The sequence below is a fragment of the Alteromonas sp. AWJ4_197 genome, from assembly GCF_056160285.1.
This window is the reverse complement of sequence record NZ_JBSWWW010000012.1, coordinates 1-7,589: the sequence shown is the minus strand read 5'-3', so window position 1 is coordinate 7,589 and position 7,589 is coordinate 1. Positions and strand designations below refer to the sequence as shown.

Annotated in this window: 9 protein-coding genes; all 9 read right to left on the bottom strand. The window is 43.0% G+C overall.

Features of this window, described 5'->3' with window-relative positions:
- Nucleotides 1-649 precede the first annotated feature (649 nt).
- Nucleotides 650-862 carry a Sec-independent protein translocase family protein gene (locus ACXAGC_RS19935; RefSeq protein ID WP_474846669.1) on the bottom strand — a complete coding sequence of 71 codons (213 nt, stop codon included), beginning with the start codon at nucleotides 860-862 and terminating at the stop codon, nucleotides 650-652.
- A 169-nt stretch (nucleotides 863-1,031) separates the two neighbouring features.
- Nucleotides 1,032-1,445, bottom strand: coding sequence for a hypothetical protein (locus tag ACXAGC_RS19930; RefSeq protein WP_474846667.1), 414 nt, complete (start codon nucleotides 1,443-1,445; stop codon nucleotides 1,032-1,034).
- 142 nt (nucleotides 1,446-1,587) lie between these two features.
- On the bottom strand, nucleotides 1,588-1,974 hold the full coding sequence (locus tag ACXAGC_RS19925) for a hypothetical protein (RefSeq protein WP_474846665.1): 387 nt from the start codon (nucleotides 1,972-1,974) through the stop codon (nucleotides 1,588-1,590).
- 1,058 nt (nucleotides 1,975-3,032) lie between these two features.
- The gene (locus ACXAGC_RS19920; protein WP_474846663.1) at nucleotides 3,033-3,611 is read right to left on the bottom strand and encodes a pyridoxine/pyridoxamine 5'-phosphate oxidase; all 579 of its coding nucleotides are present in this window, start codon (nucleotides 3,609-3,611) and stop codon (nucleotides 3,033-3,035) included.
- A 140-nt stretch (nucleotides 3,612-3,751) separates the two neighbouring features.
- Nucleotides 3,752-4,225: a cytoplasmic protein gene (locus ACXAGC_RS19915; RefSeq protein WP_474846661.1), complete on the bottom strand. Its 474-nt coding sequence runs from the start codon at nucleotides 4,223-4,225 to the stop codon at nucleotides 3,752-3,754.
- A gap of 549 nt (nucleotides 4,226-4,774) precedes the next feature.
- Nucleotides 4,775-5,341 carry a hypothetical protein gene (locus ACXAGC_RS19910; RefSeq protein ID WP_474846659.1) on the bottom strand — a complete coding sequence of 189 codons (567 nt, stop codon included), beginning with the start codon at nucleotides 5,339-5,341 and terminating at the stop codon, nucleotides 4,775-4,777.
- Nucleotides 5,342-5,480: 139 nt separating this feature from the next.
- Entirely contained in the window at nucleotides 5,481-5,705 is a 225-nt protein-coding gene (locus tag ACXAGC_RS19905; RefSeq protein ID WP_474846657.1) for a hypothetical protein, read from the bottom strand.
- A 184-nt stretch (nucleotides 5,706-5,889) separates the two neighbouring features.
- Nucleotides 5,890-6,342, bottom strand: coding sequence for a hypothetical protein (locus ACXAGC_RS19900; RefSeq protein WP_474846655.1), 453 nt, complete (start codon nucleotides 6,340-6,342; stop codon nucleotides 5,890-5,892).
- A 140-nt stretch (nucleotides 6,343-6,482) separates the two neighbouring features.
- Complete coding sequence (locus ACXAGC_RS19895) at nucleotides 6,483-6,917, bottom strand: NADAR family protein (RefSeq protein WP_474846653.1); 435 nt, start codon at nucleotides 6,915-6,917, stop codon at nucleotides 6,483-6,485.
- Between the last annotated feature and the right edge of the window lie 672 nt (nucleotides 6,918-7,589).

Sequence of the window (7,589 nt, the reverse complement as noted above, 5' to 3'; positions counted from 1 at the left end):
AGTGAGCATCAATCCCATCCCAGCCATTTCCCTTAAATTCATGTCTACACTCAGGGCAAATTCTAGGACGCTCTACTGGGACGTTCTTTTCACAACATCTACACATACTAAATTACCTTTGGCACATAACGCTAAGCTTTGGGGCGCTAGCACGTGGGCTAAAATACGAACGAAGTGAGTCAGCCCACGTGTTAGCGTCCCAGCGACCGGAGGGAGTGCCAACAGCGTTTTGTTAGGCGTACAAAGGAACATACGCAGCTTTGCTGCCACCACTAGCCAAATAGACCGCGTGTTTAAATTATTGAACTTAAAATAAGACAACCCAGTGCTAAATGCCAGGTGTTAGAGAAAATGCTGGATAAAAGAGCGAGTTTAGAAGACTGGTGATGCAGAATGTTGGCGTTGCGGTGTTGATGAAAAGCACGTTGCTAAAGCCGTTGAAACTACCGAAATAGTAAGCTGTAAAGACACCTTAGCGAAACAACCTTGATGCTGGAGTGTCACGGTTAAACCCACATTTTAATGCTGTAAGTAAATGACGCCTAACACCCAAATAAGGGGCGTAAACATGGCGGCTAAAATCGGAGCGAAGCGACCCAGCCGCCATGTTTACGTCCCAGCGAGCGAAGCGAGTGCCTTAATTTGATTGTTAGGTTTGTTGCTGACCTGTTGGTTTAACCAATTGAGTTACAATAAGAAATACTGCGTAACCTATCCAGGATGTAAAAAATACCAAAATAAGCCATCCAACTTTACCTGCGCCTTTAGCTCGCTTTGAAAACCCGGTAAGTAATAATGGAATGAGAAATGATCCAAGAAAAACAAAAAGAATTAATAATTGCCATATGCTTATTCCACCCATTTAAACAGTCCTTGTGTCGATGATAAAAAGTCAGGTTAACTCAATATGCAACCACTGAGAACCTAACACCCCGCTTAGGGGCAATAACACGTGGGCTAAAATTTGGAGCGAAGCGACTGAGTCCACGTGTTATTGTCCCAGGGAGCTTGCGACCAACTACAGCGGTTTGTTATACGCGTTTTTCAACGAAGTGCATACCCCAACGATTTGATGCTGAAAGCATGAACCCGAAATAAACTATAGAAAATACGCAACCCAAAAATGCTTCACTATCAACGTTAAACAGTAGGGATTTAAAGAAATTAATTAAGAGCCCGAACAAAGAGACAAACCAAATTGCTTTTACAACGTTATCGTAAATGTGATTTTTTAAAATGCCGCTGTGTTCTTGGAAACTCAAGAAAAAGGTGGCAAGTTTGCTAGTAAGCCAAACTAGGAATAATGACGCAATGGAAATGAAGATTGTTGCCGCTATTTCTTGAGTAAGAATGCCAATTATAATAGCCGACAAGCACCAAAATAATGGTAATTTAAACCCTAACTCTTGAGTGACGAGAAGATATTTTGGTTTTTTAAGCTGCATTTCAATCCTTGATACCCATAGCGTATAACACCCGCATAACGGGCAAAAACACGTGGGCTACAATTTTAAGCGAAGCGCCGGGGAGCCCACGTGTTTTTGTCCCCAGCGAGCGCAGCGAGTGTTAATGCGCTTGTTAGGTTTCCTATAAATCGTTCTCTAATACATCTTTTAATTCTTCTTGGGCAAACTCTCGAGTTTCCGTTTGAAGCATCTCCTCAAAAAACTGTCTACTTGCCGAAAGAGAACTGAAATTAATGATTATTGCAGTTAGCCCGTCAATGAAATCGCGATCTCCCTTTTCCCAGCCCCAGTGAGACATAGCCCAACTTGAGACCCTACTCTCTATCGCTGCACTAAAATACCCAATTGGATTATATTCTAATGCGGATATCCCATCGTTAATCGTTTCTTGAATCATGTATATCGGCGGCTCTGCATGATTCTCAGCAATATCCATGACAATTTGAAGTTGCCTCTCAACTTCTTCGTACGTTAATACAGTAGGTAGTTTGTCAAATTCAGGGAGCATAACTATCGGTAACCTAACACCCAGCTTAGGGGCACAAACACGTGGGCTAAAATCGGAACGAAGTGACACAGCCCACGTGTTTGTGTCCCAGCGAGCCTGCGAGCGACTATAGCGTTTTGTTAGGCATTTTACCGATGTTCCATTTTACAAAATAAAGGTACCCAATTGTCATTTCTGTAAGTACCGCAATTAGTATTCCGGCATGTGCAACACCCCTAAAATATTCAAATAAACCAAGGGTTGACATTGAAAACATGGATACATAAACACTGGCACATATTGCTTGTCGAGCCTCAGAATGCTTCACACTACGGCTTAACCAAGTTAATACTGAAATGCCTAGAAATAATATGGATAGCCGCCTTGCAATAAAATACGAGCTGCCAGAGCCATCAATGCCAAAAATAAAGAACAGCAATTCCGGGTAGATTAGAAAATTGACAAATAATATTAATGCTATGACTGATGTCACGGAATTAAGTACTTTAAAACTCACCATGTTAAATCTCAAATGCCTAACACCCGCATAACGGGCAAAAACACGTGGGCTACAATTTCAAGCGAAGCGCCAAGGAGCCCACGTGTTTTTGTCCCCAGCGAGCGCAGCGAGTGTTAATGCGCTTGTTATGCGTTGCGAGGTGCCTGCCCTACACGGCTTTGCCGCCAACGCCAGCCACCACAACAAATTGATTAAATGGTTTAAGGCAACACTAAAACAACCCTGTGCGAAATGCCAGATGATAAAACGGGCGCCTGAGAAATGAACTGGCTAAGAAAGCCGCTTAGCACGAATGCTGGCGTTGCTGAGTTGAGAACTTGGACGTTGATAAAGCTGAATTGAAAGCTGACGACTTCAAACACCAATACAACCTAGCGAAAAAACCTTGCCTTGAATTGCTACAGCCGCACCAAACATTTGAAAAATAAACTACGGCGCATAACGCCCAACTTAGGGGCAATAACACGCAGGCTAAACTGGGAGCGGAGCGACTGAGCCTGCGTGTTATTGTCCCAGTGAGCGCCAGCGAACGGCTACAGTTGTTTGTTATGCCATTTTGCTAAGGCTGTAACAACCGCATTTTCCAAGATGAACCATCCCTTAAGTATTGTTCTCTAATATGTACTCGATTGGCTCTAAATTTAAGTATTTCTATTGAATTTGGTATAACAGAATAACCACCCCAAGAGCTCGGGCGAGCAATTGATGCTGGTGAAGCGGCGAGCTCTGAAGAGTATTGGTTGTCCATTGAAACTGGAGAATTCCAGACTTCGCTCTGGTTAAAGCAAGTAGTAGCGACATGCGCCTCTTTGGAGCGAGTAAGCCAAAATTTGTCTGCTCGTTCGTTGGAAATAGTTACCGCCTTTCCAACAACACGAACTTGATAGCCGATATGGTCCCACCAAGCAAGTAAGGAAACTTTAGGGTTCTCCGAGATATTATGTCCTTTTTGTGAGTTGTAAGAAGTGCAAAAAGTAAAACCAAGTTGATCGATTTCCTTGAGGTCAACGAAACGTGATTGTGGAAAGCCAGCAGAATCTATGGTTGAAACACACACAGCACTTTTTTGATTAAGAGGAGAATCAGTTTTTGCACTTTCCCAAATTTGTTTAATTTTATTTGCTAGCTGTTCATCCATGAGAATTCTCCAAAGGCATAACACCCGCATAACGGGCAAAAATACGTAGGCTATAATACCGAGCGAAGCGAAGGGAGCCTACGTGTTTTTGTCCCTAGCGAGCGCAGCGAGAGTTAATGCGTTTGTTAGCACCTAGAATGTTAAAAGACCTCACAAACCGATTCACCTTTAGTTAAGGATTGCCATTGTTTGTTCATAGTAAGCAGTTTTTCCTTGATAGCATTAAAAGCGATCTCAGAAATAACAGGTTTAGTTAACTTTCTACTTGCACAAGCTTCATTCACCAAATAGGAAAAATCATCGTATTCGAAGGAACTTGACCAAAGCAAAGATTGGAGCGATTCAACAATAGATTCGGTTTGCCATGTTTCTATAGAGTTGTAAGCACTTCGAGATGTTTCGTTATGTTCCATAGTAAAGCTGATATTAGCACCTGCTTTTAACTGACCATAAAAGGCACCTTCAAATCCAAGTGTTTTTTCGACGATAAAGTGAATCATGTCGTGAGGCGCAATTCCTTGCTCGGGCATTTGGGTTTCGGTTGTTGAGTCGTCAGTTCTGATACACTTGAGATATCCATATTTCCCACTTCCTTTTGTAAAAACAACTTTCATTATCTCGTTACCCTTTGGGTGCTAACACCCGCATAACGGGCAAAAACACGTAGGCTACAATTTCAAGCGAAGCGCCGAGGAGCCCACGTGTTTTTGTCCCCAGCGAGCGCAGCGAGTGTTAATGCGCTTGTTATGCGTTACGAGGTGCCTGCCCTACGCGGCTTTGCCGCCAGCGCCCGTTACCATAACCAATTGATTAAACAATTAAAGACCACACTAAAACAACCCTGTGCGAAATGCCAGAGGATAAAACTGACGTCTGAGAAATGAACCAGCCATGAAAGGCGCTTAGCACGAATGCTGGCGTTGCTGAGTTGAAAATTTGGACGTTGATAATGCTGTTTTGAAAACTGCCCTCGCCAGACACCGATACAACCTAGTAAAACGACCTTGTCTTGAACAACTACCGTCACACCAAACATTTGAGAAATAAACTACGGCGCATAACACCCACATAAGGGGCAGTAACGCGTGGGCTAAAATCCGAGCGAAGCGACAGAGCCCACGTGTTACTGTCCCAGGGAGCTTGCGACCGACTTAATGTGATTGTTAGCAGTCAATTTCACTACGGAGCGCCTTTAAAAAACTTTGCTCATTGCTCAATGCCTTTTGAGCATCGTGCTCTCTTTCAAAGGTAAATTGAGGATCGAAAAAATTGAATAGCTCATCGACATTTTTAGACGGACCATAACCTTTTTCAATTGGTTGAGGAGTCCAATCCTTAAGTTTATGCTTTACAGCTTTAAGATAAGTTTCTCTGAAGTGCTTCCAAGAACTTACGATCAAGCCTCGTTTACCTACACCTAAAAATGTATGCGGCCATTCAACTTCATCTGAATTCACAATCCAAGTATTGAATTCATTCTTCGTTAATCTAACAGTACCAAGTTTCACCTCAATACCTAATTGGTGCTCATGATCTTTATAATAAACAACGTCACCGATTACTTTCTTAGTCCCGTCAGGATTTACATAATCAGGGACTCTTTTATTTATACGGTAAAGTCGTGGAATTAGATAAATGCTTACAAAATGGTGCTCACCGGGTGAAGGCCTATGACTAAGTCCACTCTCCGTCATGTGCTGGGTAATATATTCTGAAAAATCCCTTATCATGATTACACCTATTTGACTGCTAACCCCCCACTAAGGGGCAGTAACATATGGGCTAAAATCCGAGCGAAGCGACAGAGCCCATATGTTACTGTCCCAGCGAGCCTGCGAGCGACTTGAGTGGTTTGTTATATGCCAACCCTCAATTAGTCATGCCAATCAAAACAAGTATCAACGCGAGAGTAACGAAGCCAGCAATCACGCTCCTGCCTTCATCTCTGCCTTTTCTCGGATACTTACCGAATGTGACAATTTTTAAACTAATATACCCCAAACCTCGGATGAAGAATTCAAGAATGGCATCGATAAAAACCCACTTGAGAATATTTAAGAAAAAACGACCAATGCTTTCTGCTGCCTCTTCCATTCTGACTAACCTAATTCGTCCTTGAGATAATAAAGTATTTCATTGTTGCTAAAACAACTTGGCATATAACACCCACATAAGGGGCAGTAATACGTGGGCTAAAATCCGAGCGAAGCGACAGAGCCCACGTGTTACTGTCCCAGCGAGCCTGCGAGCGACTTAATGTGATTGTTATGTAATGAGTTTATAACTTCTTACAAAACAATAGTGCTACGTTTTTGGGCCTCGTTTCTTCTTGCCCTACGGATGATGTTTGTACTGACCTCGTTAAAGAATCTGTTCTCACCGCATTGAATCTATCATTTCCTGCTCGTCCACCTCGATTCGGAGACCTTGAGTGATCGTAAGCGTTATAGTTATGAGAATGCTGTTTCATAGCATCATCTTGATGGCTTCCAACATCTCTTTCACCGCTTGGGTCTCTATCTTGTCCACTCTTGTCTATGCCTCGGATAAATCGCCCATACGCCGGCTCGTATTCTTCCCAACTTTCCGGACAGTTTTCTAGAGCAAAAGCAATGACAGCTCCGCTTGGAATAACGATTTTAGAAGGTGCCTTTTCAACTGCTTTCCAAGAAGCGAATAGTACTGCGATAATTACTGCTGTTGAAACTCCTACAACTATGTCTCTCTTCATTCTAAATTTCCTTTTAGTTAAATTTCAGAGTACATAACACCCCGCTTAGGGGCAATAACACGTGGGCTAAAATTTGGAGCGAAGCGACCCAGCCCACGTGTTATTGTCCCAGGGAGCTTGCGACCGGCTACAGCGGTTTGTTATATCTTGAGCTGTTCTCGAACAGAGACAAGTATTTTTCCCAATTTATTTAGACCAGTACCGTTTTTACCAATGCCCCAATAATAATCACCTGGCGCATTCTCCACTATATTTTGCTCGCCAGTGGATAATAGTAATTCTTTCAGTTTGTCGTGAGTTTTGAATTTCTTTAAAACCGCTCGAAACATTACCTCGTCTTTAACTGATTCCCAGTCTTTTCTTATCGGGACCTTTCGACTTCTACCAAGTTCAGCTGCTTGTTTTGATGAATAAGCAGTTCTTATTTTTTCTTGGTACGACTTGTCTTGGAACTTTTGAGCCTGAAAATAATGCTCGACTGTAGGCCACCATTCTCCGTCTTCCTCTATCCCATGTTTAGAGAAGTTCGAAAATTCGCCATATGCGTCAGTTTTTGTGTAGAAAAAGATAGTCATAGTTAATTACGGATATAACACCCGCATAACGGGCAAAAACACGTGGGCTACACTTTCAAGCGAAGCGCCGGAGCCCACGTGTTTTTGTCCCCAGCGAGCGCAGCGAGTGTTAATGCGCTTGTTATGCGTTGCGAGGTGCTTGCCCCACGCGGCTTTGCCGCCAGCGCCTGTTACTACAATGTATTGATTCAATAGCTTACGACAACACTAAAACAACCCTGTGCGAAATGCCAGATGATAAAGCGGATGCCTGAGAAATGAACTAGCCAAGAAAGCCGCTTAGCAAGAATGCTGGCGTTACTGAGTTGGGAATTTGAACGTTGATAATGCAGTTTTGAAAACTGACGTTGGCAGTCACCAATACAACCTAGCGAAACAACCTTGTCCTGAACAACTAACGCCTCACCAAACATTTGAAAAATAAACTACGGCGCATAACACCCAAATAAGGGGCACAAACGTGGCGGCTATAATCGGAGCGAAGCGACACAGCCGCCATGTTTGTGCCCCAGGGAGCTTGCGACCGACTTAATGTGATTGTTATATTCCAACCATGCTTTGCAATGCGCATTTGCATGCGTATACTTGGTGGTAAAATTAGTTGGAGTGATAAAATGCAAGATTTATATGACGTCCATGCCCCCAAGAAAGCGACAAATCTAAGCTTAAATA